15 protein-coding genes are annotated in these 16,010 nt (G+C 69.8%); 8 read left to right on the top strand and 7 right to left on the bottom strand.

The window, feature by feature from the left end; genetic code table 11:
• Positions 1–94: 94 nt before the first annotated feature.
• The 3 genes from guaB to ACFYY7_RS31855 form a co-directional block, all read right to left on the bottom strand.
• Positions 95–1,600 (bottom strand): IMP dehydrogenase, encoded by a 1,506-nt coding sequence (gene guaB, locus ACFYY7_RS31865; RefSeq protein ID WP_326767275.1) that lies wholly within the window; start codon positions 1,598–1,600, stop codon positions 95–97.
• A gap of 139 nt (positions 1,601–1,739) precedes the next feature.
• The gene (locus ACFYY7_RS31860; protein WP_376312453.1) at positions 1,740–2,315 is read right to left on the bottom strand and encodes a sigma-70 family RNA polymerase sigma factor; all 576 of its coding nucleotides are present in this window, start codon (positions 2,313–2,315) and stop codon (positions 1,740–1,742) included.
• 297 nt (positions 2,316–2,612) lie between these two features.
• Complete coding sequence (locus tag ACFYY7_RS31855) at positions 2,613–3,224, bottom strand: response regulator transcription factor (protein ID WP_003948568.1); 612 nt, start codon at positions 3,222–3,224, stop codon at positions 2,613–2,615.
• Between the two features lie 412 nt (positions 3,225–3,636).
• Between ACFYY7_RS31855 and ACFYY7_RS31850 the strand changes: the two genes are divergently transcribed.
• Entirely contained in the window at positions 3,637–3,963 is a 327-nt protein-coding gene (locus ACFYY7_RS31850) for a WhiB family transcriptional regulator (RefSeq protein WP_266730313.1), read from the top strand.
• Between the two features lie 130 nt (positions 3,964–4,093).
• On the opposite strand, the gene ACFYY7_RS31845 is transcribed toward ACFYY7_RS31850, so the two are convergent.
• A complete protein-coding gene (locus ACFYY7_RS31845; RefSeq protein WP_388667307.1) occupies positions 4,094–4,984 on the bottom strand; it encodes a LysR family transcriptional regulator in 891 nt (296 codons plus the stop codon).
• A 108-nt stretch (positions 4,985–5,092) separates the two neighbouring features.
• On the opposite strand from ACFYY7_RS31845, the gene ACFYY7_RS31840 reads away from it, so the two are divergent.
• Both ACFYY7_RS31840 and ACFYY7_RS31835 read left to right on the top strand, forming a co-directional pair.
• Complete coding sequence (locus ACFYY7_RS31840; RefSeq protein ID WP_388667464.1) at positions 5,093–5,767, top strand: MOSC domain-containing protein; 675 nt, start codon at positions 5,093–5,095, stop codon at positions 5,765–5,767.
• Between the two features lie 35 nt (positions 5,768–5,802).
• Complete coding sequence (locus ACFYY7_RS31835) at positions 5,803–6,576, top strand: SDR family NAD(P)-dependent oxidoreductase (protein WP_388667303.1); 774 nt, start codon at positions 5,803–5,805, stop codon at positions 6,574–6,576.
• 8 nt (positions 6,577–6,584) lie between these two features.
• Here ACFYY7_RS31835 and ACFYY7_RS31830 read toward each other — a convergent pair whose 3' ends face one another.
• Positions 6,585–8,114 carry a right-handed parallel beta-helix repeat-containing protein gene (locus tag ACFYY7_RS31830; protein WP_388667300.1) on the bottom strand — a complete coding sequence of 510 codons (1,530 nt, stop codon included), beginning with the start codon at positions 8,112–8,114 and terminating at the stop codon, positions 6,585–6,587.
• Positions 8,115–8,356: 242 nt separating this feature from the next.
• Between ACFYY7_RS31830 and ACFYY7_RS31825 the strand changes: the two genes are divergently transcribed.
• From ACFYY7_RS31825 to ACFYY7_RS31805, 5 genes are all read left to right on the top strand, one after another.
• Complete coding sequence (locus tag ACFYY7_RS31825; protein ID WP_388667298.1) at positions 8,357–9,448, top strand: substrate-binding domain-containing protein; 1,092 nt, start codon at positions 8,357–8,359, stop codon at positions 9,446–9,448.
• 192 nt (positions 9,449–9,640) lie between these two features.
• A complete protein-coding gene (locus ACFYY7_RS31820) occupies positions 9,641–10,969 on the top strand; it encodes an ABC transporter substrate-binding protein (RefSeq protein ID WP_388667295.1) in 1,329 nt (442 codons plus the stop codon).
• Positions 10,969–11,862 (top strand): sugar ABC transporter permease, encoded by an 894-nt coding sequence (locus ACFYY7_RS31815; RefSeq protein ID WP_327273458.1) that lies wholly within the window; start codon positions 10,969–10,971, stop codon positions 11,860–11,862. Before ACFYY7_RS31820 ends, ACFYY7_RS31815 begins: the two co-directional genes overlap by 1 nt.
• Positions 11,859–12,713, top strand: a complete 855-nt coding sequence (locus ACFYY7_RS31810) for a carbohydrate ABC transporter permease (protein WP_266730320.1) — start codon at positions 11,859–11,861, stop codon at positions 12,711–12,713. The genes ACFYY7_RS31815 and ACFYY7_RS31810 overlap by 4 nt, the downstream gene beginning before the upstream one ends.
• A 35-nt stretch (positions 12,714–12,748) precedes the next feature.
• A complete protein-coding gene (locus ACFYY7_RS31805) occupies positions 12,749–13,777 on the top strand; it encodes a hydroxyacid dehydrogenase (protein WP_388667290.1) in 1,029 nt (342 codons plus the stop codon).
• A 131-nt stretch (positions 13,778–13,908) separates the two neighbouring features.
• Here the strand turns inward: ACFYY7_RS31805 and groL are convergent, their stop codons facing one another.
• Both groL and groES read right to left on the bottom strand, forming a co-directional pair.
• Positions 13,909–15,534, bottom strand: a complete 1,626-nt coding sequence (gene groL / locus ACFYY7_RS31800) for a chaperonin GroEL (RefSeq protein WP_266730323.1) — start codon at positions 15,532–15,534, stop codon at positions 13,909–13,911.
• 98 nt (positions 15,535–15,632) lie between these two features.
• Positions 15,633–15,941 (bottom strand): co-chaperone GroES, encoded by a 309-nt coding sequence (groES, locus tag ACFYY7_RS31795; protein WP_124716902.1) that lies wholly within the window; start codon positions 15,939–15,941, stop codon positions 15,633–15,635.
• Between the last annotated feature and the right edge of the window lie 69 nt (positions 15,942–16,010).

Raw genomic sequence — 16,010 nt, 5'->3', positions numbered from 1 at the left:
TTTCCCTCTGCGTTTCAGCGCCTTCCAGTATCCCCGACATACGCGCCAGGGGCGGCCCCGGGAGTCCCCGGGCCGCCCCTGGCACCGTCGGCGACTACTTGCTGCGGCTGTAGTTCGGCGCCTCGACCGTCATCTGGATGTCGTGCGGGTGGCTCTCCTTGAGCCCCGCGGACGTGATGCGGACGAAGCGGCCCTTGGTCTCCATCTCGTCGATGGAGGCGGCGCCCACGTAGCCCATCGTCTGGCGGAGGCCGCCGACGAGCTGGTGCAGCACGTTGGCCAGCGGGCCGCGGTAGGGCACCTGGCCCTCGATGCCCTCGGGGACGAGCTTGTCGTCCGAGGCCACGTCGGCCTGGAAGTAGCGGTCCTTGGAGTACGAGCGGCCCTGTCCACGGGACTGCATCGCCCCGAGGGAACCCATGCCGCGGTACGACTTGAACTGCTTGCCGTTGATGAAGAGCAGCTCGCCGGGAGACTCCTCGCAGCCCGCGAGGAGGCTGCCCAGCATGACCGTGTCGGCACCGGCGGCGAGCGCCTTGCCGATGTCGCCGGAGTACTGCAGACCGCCGTCCCCGATGACCGGGACACCGGCCGCGCGGGCGGCGAGAGCGGCCTCGTAGATCGCGGTGACCTGCGGGACGCCGATACCGGCGACCACGCGCGTGGTGCAGATGGAGCCGGGGCCCACGCCGACCTTGACGCCGTCGACACCGGCGTCGATCAGGGCCTGCGCGCCGTCACGCGTCGCGACGTTGCCGCCGATGACGTCGACGCCGACGCTGGACTTGATCTTCGCCATCCAGTTCAGCGCGTTGCTGTTGTGGCCGTGCGAGGTGTCGACGATGAGGAAGTCCACGCCCGCCCCGGCCAGCGCCTGAGCGCGCTCCAGGGCCTCGGGGCTCGCGCCGACCGCCGCGCCGACGAGGAGCCGGCCCTCGGCGTCCTTCGCCGCGTTCGGGTACTGCTCGGCCTTCACGAAGTCCTTGACCGTGATGAGGCCCTTGAGGACGCCCGCGTCGTCGACCAGCGGAAGCTTCTCGATCTTGTGGCGGCGCAGCAGCTCCATGGCGTCGACGCCGGAGATGCCGACCTTGCCGGTCACGAGCGGCATCGGCGTCATGACCTCGCGCACCTGGCGGCTGCGGTCGGACTCGAACGCCATGTCGCGGTTGGTGACGATGCCGAGCAGCTTGCCCGCCGGGTCGGTCACCGGGACACCGCTGATGCGGAACTTGGCACACAGCGCGTCGGCCTCGGCCAGCGTCGCGTCCGGGTGCACGGTGATCGGGTCGGTCACCATGCCGGACTCGGAACGCTTCACGAGGTCGACCTGGTTGACCTGGTCCTCGATCGACAGGTTGCGGTGCAGGACACCGACGCCGCCCTGCCGCGCCATGGCGATGGCCATGCGGGACTCGGTGACCTTGTCCATCGCTGCGGAGAGCAGCGGGATGTTCACGCGTACATTGCGGGAGATACGGGACGAGGTGTCGACCGCGTTCGGCAGCACCTCGGATGCGCCGGGCAGCAGCAGCACGTCGTCGTATGTCAGCCCGAGCGTCGCGAATTTCTCGGGCACTCCGTCGACGTTTGCAGTCATGACACCTTCCCCATATGGCCTTGATCGGTGCGGATGTCCATGCTAACGGCCTGCGGGGGTGTCTCATTCCACGAGCAAGATCACCTGGAGGTTCTGTAGCTTCGTACGGAACCTCGCGGACGGCACCGACCGCGTCCGCTCACTGCTCCGCGAGCGCCCGCAGCCTGCTCAGGGCCCGGTGCTGGGCGACCCGGACCGCGCCCGGCGACATGCCCAGCATCTGCCCGGTCTCCTCGGCGGTGAGCCCGACGGCGACCCGCAGGACCAGCAGCTCGCGCTGGTTCTCCGGGAGGTTGGCCAGGAGCTTCTTCGCCCAGGCGGCATCGCTGCTGAGCAGGGCCCGCTCCTCGGGCCCGAGCGAATCGTCCGGCCGCTCGGGCATCTCGTCGGACGGCACGGCCGTCGACCCCGGGTACCGCATGGCGGCGCGCTGGAGATCGGCGACCTTGTGGCCCGCGATGGCGAACACGAAGGCCTCGAAGGGTCTGCCGGTGTCCTTGTAGCGCGGCAGCGCCATCAGCACCGCGACACAGACCTCCTGCGCCAGGTCCTCCACGAAGTGGCGAGCATCACCGGGCAGCCGGTTCAGCCGCGACCTGCAGTAGCGCAGCGCGAGGGGGTGGACATGGGCCAGCAGATCATGGGTGGCCTGCGCGTCGCCCTCGACGGCACGGTGCACCAGGGCACCGATCGCCGTCGTCTCGTCGTCGCGCATCGGACCATGGTGCCCCGGAGCCGCATCATCCGTGCCGCCGCGTCCGTAGTTGTGCACCGAAGCGTTATGAGCGGGTGCGCCGGAAGTCATGTCCTGCGCCCTCCCCTTCCGCTCGACCGAATCGTTCCCGAGGAACTCCACATCTCAAGGATGCGGCATCGGCCGGGAAGCGTCACATAGCGTCGGCGCGACGGGCTCCGCCGGTCGGGCGGAACCCGTCGCGCGCATGTCGGTCACGTCGCCCCGCCCGCCGCTGCGCGGGCGGGGAATCGATCGACTGCCGGCCATGGCCGGACCTCAGCGGACCAGGCCCCAGCGGAAGCCGAGCGCCACGGCATGCGCCCGGTCCGAGGCGCCGAGCTTCTTGAACAGACGCCTGGCGTGCGTCTTCACCGTGTCCTCGGAGAGGAACAGCTCACGGCCGATCTCGGCGTTCGAACGGCCGTGGCTCATTCCTTCGAGCACCTGGATCTCACGTGCGGTGAGCGTCGGCGCCGCGCCCATCTCGGCCGACCGCAGCCGGCGCGGGGCGAGCCGCCACGTCGGATCGGCCAGCGCCTGGGTGACGGTGGCGCGCAGCTCCGCGCGGGAGGCGTCCTTGTGCAGATAGCCGCGGGCACCGGCGGCGACCGCGAGCGCGACACCGTCCAGGTCCTCGGCGACGGTCAGCATGATGATCCTGGCTCCGGGGTCGGCGGAGAGCAGCCGCCGGACCGTCTCCACACCTCCGAGACCGGGCATGCGTACGTCCATCAGAATCAGATCCGAACGGTCGGCGCCCCAGCGGCGGAGGACTTCCTCGCCGTTGGCCGCCGTCGTCACCCGCTCCACGCCGGGCACGGTCGCGACCGCGCGACGAAGCGCTTCTCGGGCAAGCGGGGAGTCGTCGCAGACGAGGACGGATGTCATGACCGTCCTCCGAAGCCGATGCGCGTCACCTTGAGCCTCCAGGCTGTTACAAGTCGTCACCTGTGCGGTTGACACTCTCGGACACCTGCCCGATCGCTTTTTCCGTCAACCGCCTCCGCCTTCTCAACGACGGTCACTCGAAAGAGTTACGGGCCGAGAAACCGAGTTCGGCACTCTACGTGAGGGGCCGCACACGGAGGAGAACGACGCGGATCATCCGATCGTCAACCGGAACTTCAGATGAAGGTATGCCCCATTTAGCGGGTTTTCTTCCCTTTTGCTGGTGTCTGTGGATAGATTCGCAATCAGTCATATTTACATCTACTTACACAGCAGATGTACGGTCGTGGGCACGGTCGATGACGGACGACAACGACGTTTCCGACTCAGCAAGGTTTCGAGGGGACAAGCAATGGCAGATTTCTCCCGCCTTCCCGGACCCAACGCCGATCTCTGGGACTGGCAGCTGCTGGCGGCCTGTCGCGGGGTGGACAGCTCACTGTTCTTCCACCCGGAGGGTGAACGCGGGGCGGCACGGAGCGCCCGCGAGAACTCGGCGAAAGAGGTCTGCATGCGATGCCCGGTACGCGCCGAGTGCGCGGCGCACGCCCTGGCGGTGCGAGAACCCTACGGAGTGTGGGGCGGACTGACCGAGGACGAACGCGAGGAGCTCATGGGACGGGCCCGCAGCCGGCTGATCGCGGCCGCGGCGCCGTCGGGCGCCCCGGGGCACGACTGATCCCGCCAGGCGCACAAGAACAAGAAAAACGTTTCCGCGGCGGGGTCCTTCCGACCCTGGTCCGCCGGACAGGCCCCGAGGGGGCCGAGCACCCGGCCACCGACTGGCGGCCGGGGTACAGGCAGGCCCCTCAGCGGGCGGCCGCCAGGGACAGCCGGTCCAGGGTGGCGGCCACCGCCGGGACCTGGGCCAGGTCGGGCAGGGTCAGCGCGACGATCTCGCGCTCGATGGCCGGCTCCACCGTCACGGTGCACGCACCCTTGGGGCGTACGGACTCGATCGCCAGCTCCGGGAGTACGGCGACCCCGAGTCCGGCGCCGACCAGGCCGACCACCGCCGGGTAGTCGTCGGTGGCGAAGTCGATCCGGGGGGTGAAGCCCGACGCCTCGCAGACCTCCACGAGCTGGCGGCGGCAGCGCGGACAGCCCGCGATCCAGGACTCCTCGGCGAGCTCGGCGATCCCCACCGTGGCGGACCCCGACAGCCGGTGCCCCTCGGGGACCAGGCCGATCAGCCGGTCGGTGAGCAGCGGGCGCACCACCAGGTCGTCCCATTCGGCGCCGGAGGCTCCGTAGCGGAACGCCAGCGCGATGTCGCAGTCGCCCTCGCGCAGCATCTCGACCGAGCGCGGCGGCTCGGCCTCCACCAGCGAGACCCGGGTGCCGGGGTGGGCGGCGCGCAGCGCGGCGAGGGCGCCTGGGACCAGGGTGGAGCTGCCGCTGGGGAACGAGACGAGCCGGACCCGCCCGGCCCGCAGCCCGGCGATGGCGGCGACCTCCTCCTCGGCGGCGGTGAGACCGGCGAGGATGCCCGAGGCGTGCCGGACGAGGGCCTCACCGGCCTGGGTGAGCCGCATCTCGCGTCCGGTACGGATCAGCAGCGTGGTGCCCGCCGAGGCCTCCAGGGCCTTCATCTGCTGGCTGACTGCGGGCTGGGTGCAGCCCAGTTCGCGGGCGGCGGCGGAGAACGAGCCGGTGGCGGCCACGGCACGCAGGACACGGAGATGACGGGCTTCGATCACCCTTCAACCATAAGCGGCTCTTGGATCGGATGTGAATAATTGGCGCACATCTTTGAGGGTGGAGTAGTTAGCGTTCTCGGTATGAAGTCCATGGAACCGACCGGGCCGATGCGGCTGCTGACCGTGAACACGGGGCGCCCGAAGGCCGCCTCCTGCACCGACGCCCCCGGCGGGGTGACCGGCATCGACAAGCGGCCGGCCGACGGGCCGGTCCGGGTCGCCGATCCCGGGCCCAAGGGCACCGGCGGCAGCGGTCTGGCCGGGGACTCGGTGTGCGATCTGCGCCATCACGGCGGCTCCGACCAGGCGGTGTACGCCTTCGCCCGCGAGGAGCTCGACGCGTGGGAGCGGGAGCTCGGGCGCCCGCTGGCCAACGGCGCGTTCGGCGAGAACCTGACGACCGGCGGGGTCGATGTGAGCGGCGCGAGGATCGGCGAGCGCTGGCGGATCGGCGCGGACCTGGTGCTGGAGGTGACGTCGGGCCGGATTCCGTGCCGTACGTTCGCCGGTCATGTCGGGGAGGAACGCTGGGTCAAGCGGTTCACGCAGGCGGCGGCTCCCGGCGCCTATCTGCGGGTGATCGAGCCGGGCGAGATCCGGGCCGGGGATCCGGTCGAGATCGTGTACCGCCCGGACCACGACGTCACCGTGCGGATGGAGTTCCTGGCCACCACCACGCGGCGGGACCTGCTGCCGGAGCTGCTCGCCGCCGGGGAGGCGCTGCATCCCGAGGCGCTGCGCGCCGCTCTGAAGTACGCCGGGAAGCCGGCGGCGGACGGCTGATCGCCGCGTGCCGGACAGGCACTAACGTGCCGCGTATGACGACTGCACTGATTACGGGCGCGACCGCGGGGATCGGTGCCGCCTTCGCGCGGCGGCTCGCGGCGGACGGGCACAACCTGGTGCTGGTGGCGCGCGACACCGAGCGGCTGCGCGAGCAGGCGACGGAGCTGCACGACCGGCACGGCATCGAGGCGGAGGTGCTGAGGGCCGATCTCTCCGAGGACGACGGGATCGCCTCGGTCGAGGACCGGTTGACGGACCGTCGCCATCCGGTCGACCTGCTGGTCAACAATGCCGGGTTCGGCAACAAGGGCCACTATCTGGACGTGCCCATGGCCGATGAGCTGAAGATGCTGAAGGTGCACTGCGAGGCGGTGCTGCGGCTGACCTCGGCGGCGGCGGCCGGGATGCGGGAGCGCGGCCGGGGCGGCGTGGTCAACGTGGCCTCGGTGGCCGCGTTCGTGCCGCGCGGCACGTACGGCGCTTCCAAGGCGTGGGTCGTGCAGTTCACCCAGGGCGCGGCGAAGGACATGGCCGGTACGGGAGTTCGGCTGATGGCGCTGTGCCCCGGGTTCGTACGGACGGAGTTCCACCAGCGGGCCGGGATGGGGACCGGCAACATCCCGGGCTGGATGTGGCTCGACGCGGACAAGCTGGTGGCGACGGCCCTGGCGGACCTGGCGCGCGGCAAGTCGGTCTCGGTCCCCGATCCCCGGTACAAGGCGCTGATGGGCATCGTGAAGGTGACGCCGCGCGGCCTGCTCGGAGGGATGACCTCCAAGACAGGCCGCAAGTACGGTCCTCAGTGAGCTGCGGTTTACCGGACCCCGCGGCCCGCGTAGGCGCCGATGTTGGGGGCGCCGGGCTTCAGTTCGTTGCCGAAGTAGTCCTTGCCGCCGTTGTTCTCGATGACGGCTCCGGCGGCGAGGGCGGGCGAGCCGGCGCCGAGCCGGAAGTCGGCCCGGAGCTTCGGGTCGGCCGTGATGCCGCCCGGGTTGGGCCGGGTCATGTCGATGCCGTAGAAGGCGTTGTGGTCGAAGGAGAGCCCGGGGGTCGGGTTCTTGAAGGCGTAGCCGCCGCTGCCCTCGCTCACGAAGATGTTGTTGCGGATGGACAGTTCGTGCTGGGTGGTGGCGGGGCTGCCGGCGTCGTCCTGGACGAGGTAGCCGGGGATCTGCTCCTTGTTGTGGAAGGTGTTGTTGTAGATCTCGGTGCCCAGGATCGGGCCCCAGCAGTTCTGGATGAGCCGGGCGCCGTCGTTGCGGCTGACGTTGTAGCGGGCGACCGTGCCGATGGTCTTGGCGCCGCTGTACGGGCAGATCAGCAGGAAGCCGCCCTTGTTGTCGTGGCTGTAGTTGTACTGGAAGACGGTGTTCTGGGAGGCGCCGTCGGCGTCGAAGGACATGCCGTCGTGGGTGTTGCCGCCGCCGGAGACCTCGTTGTACTCGACGGTCGTGTCGTCGGTGTTGAAGGTCCAGATGCCCGCGTTGGCGGAGGGCGAACGGAGCTGGAAGCCGTCGACCCGGTTGTGGTCGACGCGGGCGCCGCTGGTGGTGTCGAGCTTCATCCCGTCACCGGCCAGGGACTTGAGCGTGTTGTGGTGGATGCGGACCCCGGTGCTGGGCGTCCACTCCCCCGGGTACACGTTCGGGTCCTGCTGCTGGCCGACCAGGTCGCGCTTGGAGAAGGTCGACTTGAAGTAGATGCCCTCGCGGTCGACGTCCTCGATGCGGTTGTGAGAGATGTCCAGACCGTCGTACCAGCTGGCCTTCGCCTTCCCCTCGACCGCGATGTGGATCGCGCTGGAGCCGGAGACCGTCTTGTAGTCGCCGCCGCGCACATCGTGGATGTAGAGGCCGGAGATGTCGAAACCGCGGGCGACGCCGTAGTCGGTGAGGCGGAGGCGGACGCCGTTGCGCTCGCTGCTGGGGTTGTCGGCGTTGGTGATCTCCAGCGCCCTGAGGTGCACGTACTGCGTGTCGGCGAGCAGGACCACGTCATGGGCGCCCGCGCCGTCGAGCCTGGCTCGGGCCGGGCCGCCGCCGTAGTCGGCGATGGTGAACGGGGCATGGGCGGAGCCGGAGCCGGTGGGGGCGAGGGTGCCGGTGCAGGTGGCGCCGCGCTTGAACAGAAGCCGGTCGCCGGGGCCGTAGGTGTGCGCGTTGGCCTCGGCGAGCGAGGTCCAGGGGTGTGCCTTGCTGCCGGTGGCACCGGCCGGGTCCGCGGCGCAGTCGACGTGGAAGGTACGGCCGGTGGGCGCGGCCTGCGCGGCGGTCTGGCCGGCGACGGTCAGGCCGCCCGCGGCAGTCAGGGCCGCGAGCGCCGCAGCGGTGACGCGATGTCTCACAATTCCTCCGTACGAACAGTCAGGGTCGGGACGGACGGTCGGGGTGGGGGCGGACCGTCGGGGTGGGACGGGACGCGTCCGCATCGCCGGGAATCCTGGACTCGGATTGATCGAACGTCAATGGATCACATTTGAATGATCGAAACTCCCATCGTTCGATCACGTTGGTCTAGGGTCGGACAACGGCCGCCGGCACCGGCCGGACCGGGGGCCGGGCCACACACTGCGAGGGGACTGCTGCCGTGCGCGAGAGTGCTGCTGAACGTCATGACCGCCTGCTCGGGCTGGTACGGGAACGGGGTTCGGCCCGGGTCTCGGACCTGGCCTCGCTGCTGGGGGTCTCGCCCGTCACGGCGCGCCGTGACGTGGAGGAGCTGGCCGGCCGCGGCCTGCTCGACCGGGTCCACGGATCGGTGTCCTGGCCGCAGGACGCCGCTCCGGGCGCCGCCGCCGGACCCGGCGCCACGGGCGGCGGGCTGGTCCTCGGCATGCTCGCGCCCTCGTCGACCTACTACTTCGCCGAGGTCATCCGCGGTGCCCACGAGGCCGCCGCCAGGGCCGGGGCCAGGCTCATCCTGCGGATCTCCGACTACCGGCCGCAGGAGGACCACGCCCGCACCGAGGGCCTGCTCTCCGCGGGCGCCGAGGGGCTGCTGGTCGCGCCCGGCTGGCAGGACCCGGGCGACCCCGCCGCGTTCGGCGACTGGATCGCCTCGCTGCCCGTGCCGACCGTGCTGCTGGAGCGCAGGCCCACCGCGGGCTCCCCGCTGGACGGCCTGGACCGGGTCTGCTCGGACCACGCGCACGGTGTGCTGCTGGCCGTCCGCCACCTGGTGGAGCTCGGGCACGGGGCCCCGCTGCTGATGGCCCGCGCGGACTCCCCGACCGCCGTCGCGGTGCGGTCCGGGTACGCGGAGGCGCTGGCCGTGCTCGGGCTGCGCGCACCGCAGGACGTGATCGATTCCGTACCGGCCGAACTCGCCCCGGACGCCTTCGAGGAGGCGGTGCGGGCGCTGCGCGAGGCGGTCCTGTCGGGGGTGGCGACGGCGGCGCTGATCCACAACGACGTGGACGCGATCCAGGTGGTGCAGCGTCTGGCCGAGCTGGGTGTGCGGGTGCCGGAGAACCTGGCGCTGATCGCCTACGACGACGAGGTGGCGGCCCTCGCGGACACCCCGCTCACGGCGGTGGCGCCGCCCAAGCGCGAGGTGGGCCGCCATGCGACGGAGCTGCTGGTGGAGCGGCTGGGCCAGAGCACGGGCGCTCCCCGGCGGCATCTGACGCTGCTGCCGCAGCTGAGGGTCAGGGACTCGTGCGGGGCGCGCCTGCCGTAGGCGCGGGAGCGGGCCCCGGAGCGGGCGCTCCCGCGGCCCTCGCACCCGATTTCGCAGGATATCTCATGCCCTTCCGTACGTAACTTATCTGATCTTTTTTCGATCAATCGATCTTTCGCTCTTGACTTCGGTCACGACTGGTCCAAGGATCACGGCCAACGCCAATGTCGCCGCCAGTTCAGGAGCCTCGCTGTGAGCCGCAGTCCGAGCAGAACGTCCCTCGCCGTTGTCGGCACCGCCACCGCCCTCGCCCTTCTCACGGCCTGTGGCGGCAGCGGTGACGACGACTCCGCCGCCGGAAGCGACGGCAAGCCCGTCAGCATCACCTTCTGGGGCTGGGCCAAGGGATCCAAGGAGGTCGTTGACGCGTTCAACGCCTCGCACAAGAACATCAAGGTGGTCTACGAGGAGATCCCGTCCGGTAACGCGGGCGGTTACGCCAAGATCTCCAACGCGGTGAAGGCGGGCAACGCCCCCGACCTGGTCTCCATCGAGTACCCGCAGCTTCCGGAGTACGTCAGCCAGGGCGCGCTCCAGGACATCGGCCAGTACTTCACCGAGGACATCCGCAAGAAGCTGCTGCCGCAGGCGGTCGAGCTGACGACGCTCGGCGGCAAGAACTGGGCCGTTCCGTTCGACGCCTCGCCGCAGTCCTTCTACTACCGCAAGGACCTCTTCGAGAAGTACGGCGTCGAGGTCCCCAAGACCTGGGACGAGTTCCGCAAGGCCGCCGAGAAGATCAAGAAGGCCGACAAGAAGGCCCGGATCGGCACCTTCTTCCCCGATGACCCGACCACGTTCCAGGCGATGGCCTGGCAGGCCGGCGCCCAGTGGTACAAGCCCGAGGGCGACACCTGGAAGGTCAGCACCGCCGACGCGGCCACCAACAAGGTCGCCGACTACTGGCAGGGTCTGCTCGACGACGACCTGATCCGCTCCAACGCCTCGTTCAGCCCCGAGTGGACCAACTCCCTCAAGAACGGCGGCACCGTCGGCTACCTCGGCGCCGCCTGGGGTGCGGGTGTCCTCAAGGGCACGCTGCCCGAGCAGAGCGGCAAGTGGGCCGTCGCCCCGATGCCCAGCTGGGACGGCAAGCCCGCCAGCGGCATGCTCGGCGGCTCCACCTTCGCGGTGACCAAGACCAGCAAGAAGGCGGAGGCCGCGGTCGAGTTCGCCACCTGGATGTCGACCACCGAGGAAGGCATCAAGGCCCGCATCGAGTCCGGCACTTCGAGCGCCTTCCCGGCCGCGGCCGCCCTGCGCCCGGTCGCCAAGAAGTCCTTCGACGCGGGGTTCTACGGCGGCGAGGACATCTACCAGGTGTTCGAGGGCGCCGCGACGTCGATCGGCCAGAACTGGAGCTGGGGTCCGACGACCGGCACCACGAACACCACCATGAAGGACCAGTTCGGCAAGGTCGCCAGCGGTGGCACCACCATCAAGGACGCCGTGAAGGCCGGGCACGACGCCACTGTCGCCGAGCTGAAGAAGCGCGGTCTGAAGGTCGAGGACGCAGGCTGATGAAGCGCGCCCGGACGACCAGAGCCGCCGCCATCCTGCTGGGGCCCTTCTTCGTACTGTTCACCGTGGCCATGGTGCTGCCGATCGGTTACGCGGTCTGGCTCAGCCTGTTCACCGAGAAGCAGTCCGGCCTGGGCTTCGGCGGCACCGAGACCGTCTTCAGCGGACTCGACAACTACACGGCGGCCCTGGGCGACCGGGCGTTCCGCGAGGGCTTCGGCGTACTCCTCGGATACTGCCTGTTCTACATTCCGCTGCTGCTCATCGGAGCCCTCGCCCTCGCCCTGCTGCTGGACTCCACGCTGGCCCGTGCCCGCCGGTTCTTCCAGCTCGCGCTCTTCCTGCCGCACGCCGTGCCCGGCATCATCGCCGCGCTGATCTGGGTGTACCTCTACACACCGCAGCTCAGCCCGGTGGTCAGCGCCATGGAGTCCGGCGGGATCGGCTTCGACTTCTTCTCCCCCGAAGGCGCCCTTCCCTCGATCGTGAACATCGCCCTGTGGGAGTGGCTCGGCTACAACATGGTGATCTTCTACGCCGCGTTGCAGGCGATCGACCGCTCCGTGCTCGAAGCGGCGACGGTCGACGGGGCCGGCGCCTGGCGCGTCGCGCTCAGCATCAAGGTTCCGCTGATCCGCGCCTCCGTCGTGATGGTCGCGCTGTTCACGGTCATCGGCTCGCTCCAGCTGTTCACCGAGCCGCTGATCCTCAACAAGGGGACCGGCTCCGCCGTCACCTCCACCTGGACGCCGAACATGTACGCGTACACCGCGGCCTTCGAACGCAACGACTACGGTCTCGCCGCGGCCGCCTCCATCCTGCTGGCGCTCACGGCCGCGCTGCTGTCCTTCGTCGTCACCCGCTTCACCGGCCGGAAGGGCAAGAAAGCATGAACTCCCCCGCCTCCCGCAGCCGCTGGATGTCGAAGACCGCGGTCAACGGCTTTCTCCTGCTCGCCGTCGTATACATGCTCTTCCCCCTCGTCTGGCTGGTCACCGCCGCCACGAAGGACACCGGCGGCCTGCTCGCGGGCAACGCCTTCTCCTTCGAGGGCTTCAACCTCGGCGAGAACCTGTCGAACCTGGCCTCCTACGGCGACGGCATCTACTTCCGCTGGTACCTCAACAGCCTCATGTACGCGGGCGGCGGGGCGATCGTCTGCTCGCTGATCTGCGTCGCCGCGGGATACGCCTTCGACAAGTACGAATTCCGGGGCAAGGAGAAGCTGTTCGCCCTCGTGCTGATGGGTGTGCTGGTGCCCACCACGGCGCTCGCCCTGCCGATGTACCTCCTGGCCTCCAAGACCGGCCTGGTCAACACCTACTGGTCGGTGCTGATCCCGGTGCTGGTCAACCCGTTCGGCGTGTATCTCGCCCGGGTGTTCAGCACCGGCTACATACCGAACGAGGCCCTGGAGGCCGCCCGTATCGACGGGGCCGGCGAGCTGCGCGTCTTCTGGTCCATCGGACTGCGCATGGTCATGCCGGGCTTCGTGACGGTCTTCCTCTTCCAGTTCACCGCGATCTGGAACAACTTCTTCCTCCCCCTCGTGATGCTCTCGGACCGCAAGCTCTTCCCGCTGAGCCTCGGTCTGTACTCCTGGAACACCAACACCCACGGCGAGCCGAGCTTCTACCCGCTCGTCGTCACCGGGTCCCTCCTCGCCGTCATCCCCCTGATCGTCGCCTTCGTCTCGCTGCAGCGGCACTGGAAGGCCGGACTGACCGCCGGCAGCGTCAAGTGACCTCACCGCGAGCCCTGAGGAGTACGAGTCCCACCATGCCCCACGCCACTGACAACCGGCCGACGGCCCTGCTCGCGATGGGGCCCGGCATCGCCGACCGTCTCCTCGCCGACCGCCACCGCACCCGGCTGGCCGCCCTCACCCGCACCGACCCGCACTTCGTCGCCCACGACCTGGCCGACCCGACGCCCGAGGTGGCCGCCGCGCTCGCCGAGGCCGAGGTGCTGTTCACCTGCTGGGGCGCGACCCCGCTCACCGCCGGGGTACTGGCGGGCGCGCCCCGGCTGCGGGCCGTCGTGCACGCCGCGGGCTCCGTGAAGCACCACATCACCGACGCCTGCTGGGAACGCGGCATCACCGTCACCTCGGCGGCCGGGGCCAACGCCCTGCCGGTCGCCGAATTCACCCTCGCCGCGATCCTGTTCGCCGGCAAGCGGGTGCTGCGCTCCGCGGAGCGCTACCGCGGTCTGCGCACCGAGCACGACTGGCTCGCGGAGCTCGACGGGGCCGGCAACTACCGCCGTACCGTCGGCATCGTCGGCGCCTCCCGGATCGGCCGGCGCGTGATCGAGCTGCTGCGCCCCTTCGACCTGGACGTGCTGCTGTACGACCCGTACGTGGACGGCCCGGAGGCGGCACGGCTCGGCGTACGGCTCACCTCGCTCGACGAGCTGTGCGCGAGCAGCTCCGTCGTCTCGGTGCACGCCCCCCAGCTCCCGGAGACCCACCATCTGATCGGTGCGGCGCAGCTGGCCGCCATGGCGGACGGGACGACGCTGATCAACACGGCGCGGGGTTCGCTGATCGACGAGGGCGCGCTGCTGCCCGAGCTGACGGCCGGGCGGCTCCAGGCGGTGCTGGACGTGACGGACCCCGAACTCCCGCCCGCCGACTCGCCGTTGTACACCTTGCCGAACGTGCTGCTCACCCCGCACGTCGCGGGTTCGCTGGGCGACGAGCTGCACCGGATGGCCGACCAGGCGCTGGACGAGCTGGAGCGGTTCGCGGCCGGCCTGCCCTTCGCGGACCCGGTGCACTCCGGCAGCCTGAGCCACTCGGCCTGAACGCCCGAAGGCCCCCTGTCCCACCGTCGAGCGGTGGGGCAGGGGGCCTTCTGCTGCCTTCGGTCTTCCGAGGGCTGCCCGGCCTTCCGGGGGCGGTGAGCCCTCAGTGGCCAGGCGCCGGTGACCAGGCGTCAGTGCGAGTGGCCGTGACCGCCGTGGCCGGCCTCGGCCTCTTCCTCGGCCGGCTTCTCGACGACCAGGGTCTCGGTCGTGAGCAGCAGCGACGCGATGGACGCGGCGTTCTCCAGCGCGGAGCGGGTGACCTTGACCGGGTCGATGACGCCGGCCTTCACCAGGTCGCCGTACTCGCCGGTCGCGGCGTTGAAGCCCTGGCCCTTGTCGAGCTCGGAGACCTTCGAGGTGATGACGTAGCCCTCGAGGCCCGCGTTCTCGGCGATCCAGCGCAGCGGCTCGACGGCGGCGCGGCGCACGACCGCGACACCGGTGGCCTCGTCGCCGGTCTTGCCGAGGTTGCCGTCCAGCACCTTGACGGCGTGGACGATGGCGGAGCCACCACCGGAGACGATGCCCTCCTCGACCGCGGCGCGGGTCGCGGAGATGGCGTCCTCCAGACGGTGCTTCTTCTCCTTGAGCTCCACCTCGGTGGCGGCACCGACGCGGATCACGCACACGCCGCCGGCCAGCTTCGCGAGGCGCTCCTGGAGCTTCTCGCGGTCCCAGTCGGAGTCGGTGGCGTCGATCTCGGCCTTGATCTGGTTGACCCGGCCCTTGACGTCGCCGGGCTCGCCGCCGCCGTCCACGATCGTGGTGTCGTCCTTGGAGACGGTGACGCGGCGGGCGGTGCCCAGCACGTCCAGACCGGCCTGGTCGAGCTTGAGGCCGACCTCCTCGGCGATGACGGTCGCACCGGTGAGGGTTGCGATGTCGCCGAGCATGGCCTTGCGGCGGTCACCGAAGCCCGGGGCCTTCACCGCGACGGCGTTGAAGGTGCCACGGATCTTGTTGACGACGAGGGTCGACAGCGCCTCGCCCTCGACGTCCTCGGCGATGATCAGCAGCGGCTTGGAGCCACCGGCCTGGATGACCTTCTCCAGCAGCGGGAGCAGCTCCTGGATCGAGCCGATCTTGCCCTGGTGGATCAGGATGTACGGGTCGTCGAGGACGGCCTCCATACGCTCCTGGTCGGTCACCATGTACGGGGACAGGTAGCCCTTGTCGAAGGCCATGCCCTCGGTGAAGTCGAGGTCCAGACCGAAGGTGTTGGACTCCTCGACGGTGATGACACCGTCCTTGCCGACCTTGTCCATCGCGTCCGCGATGAGCTCGCCGACCTGCGGGTCCTGCGCGGAGAGCGCGGCCACGGCGGCGATGTCGGTCTTGTCCTCGATCGGGCGGGCGGTCGCGAGGAGCTCCTCGGACACGGCCTTGACCGCGGCGTCGATGCCCTTCTTCAGGGCGGCCGGGGAAGCACCGGCGGCGACGTTGCGCAGACCCTCGCGGACGAGCGCCTGGGCCAGCACGGTGGCGGTGGTCGTACCGTCACCCGCGACGTCGTTGGTCTTGGTCGCCACCTCCTTCACCAGCTGGGCACCGAGGTTCTCGTACGGGTCGTCGAGCTCGACCTCGCGCGCGATGGTGACACCGTCGTTGGTGATGGTGGGAGCGCCGAACTTCTTGTCGATGACGACGTTGCGGCCCTTGGGGCCGATCGTCACCTTGACCGTGTCGGCAAGCTTGTTGACGCCGCGCTCAAGGGCGCGACGGGCGTCCTCGTCGAACTTCAGGATCTTCGCCATGGGAGCTGAGCTTTCCTCTCGAACGAACTGCGCCCCCGACCACCCGGCTGGTTATTCGCGGGGGCCAGGGGCGCAGAACAGAAGCAAACGTGGGTGAATTACTTCTCGACGATCGCGAGCACGTCGCGAGCCGAGAGGACGAGGTACTCCTCGCCGTTGTACTTCACCTCGGTGCCGCCGTACTTGCTGTACAGCACGACGTCGCCGGTCTTGACGTCGAGCGGAAGGCGCTCGCCGTTCTCGAAGCGGCCCGGGCCCACGGCCAGGACGACGCCCTCCTGGGGCTTCTCCTTGGCGGTGTCCGGAATGACCAGGCCGGAGGCCGTGGTCTGCTCGGCGTCGAGCGGCTGGACCACAATGCGGTCCTCGAGCGGCTTGATCGCAACCTTGGTGCTGGCGGTCGACACGATCCGGTCTCCCCCTTCGGAGATCTCACGGGGTAACAGTCTTTGGGTGGCGACCAGGTCGATCCGTCG

The sequence above is a fragment of the Streptomyces sp. NPDC001933 genome, from assembly GCF_042890955.1.
Lineage (GTDB): Bacteria > Actinomycetota > Actinomycetes > Streptomycetales > Streptomycetaceae > Streptomyces.
This window is presented reverse-complemented; position numbering and strand designations above follow the sequence as displayed.

Excerpts from the sequence above, each read along its gene's own strand:
- ACFYY7_RS31835 (WP_388667303.1), top strand. The coding sequence starts at position 5,803 with ATGACGACTGCACTGATTACGGGCGCGACCGCGGGGATCGGTGCCGCC.
- ACFYY7_RS31815 (WP_327273458.1), top strand. The coding sequence starts at position 10,969 with ATGAAGCGCGCCCGGACGACCAGAGCCGCCGCCATCCTGCTGGGGCCC.
- guaB (WP_326767275.1), bottom strand. The coding sequence starts at position 1,600 with ATGACTGCAAACGTCGACGGAGTGCCCGAGAAATTCGCGACGCTCGGG.
- ACFYY7_RS31810 (WP_266730320.1), top strand. The coding sequence starts at position 11,859 with ATGAACTCCCCCGCCTCCCGCAGCCGCTGGATGTCGAAGACCGCGGTC.
- ACFYY7_RS31855 (WP_003948568.1), bottom strand. The coding sequence starts at position 3,224 with ATGACATCCGTCCTCGTCTGCGACGACTCCCCGCTTGCCCGAGAAGCG.
- ACFYY7_RS31850 (WP_266730313.1), top strand. The coding sequence starts at position 3,637 with ATGGCAGATTTCTCCCGCCTTCCCGGACCCAACGCCGATCTCTGGGAC.
- groL (WP_266730323.1), bottom strand. The coding sequence starts at position 15,534 with ATGGCGAAGATCCTGAAGTTCGACGAGGACGCCCGTCGCGCCCTTGAG.
- ACFYY7_RS31840 (WP_388667464.1), top strand. The coding sequence starts at position 5,093 with ATGCGGCTGCTGACCGTGAACACGGGGCGCCCGAAGGCCGCCTCCTGC.
- ACFYY7_RS31860 (WP_376312453.1), bottom strand. The coding sequence starts at position 2,315 with ATGCGCGACGACGAGACGACGGCGATCGGTGCCCTGGTGCACCGTGCC.
- ACFYY7_RS31805 (WP_388667290.1), top strand. The coding sequence starts at position 12,749 with ATGCCCCACGCCACTGACAACCGGCCGACGGCCCTGCTCGCGATGGGG.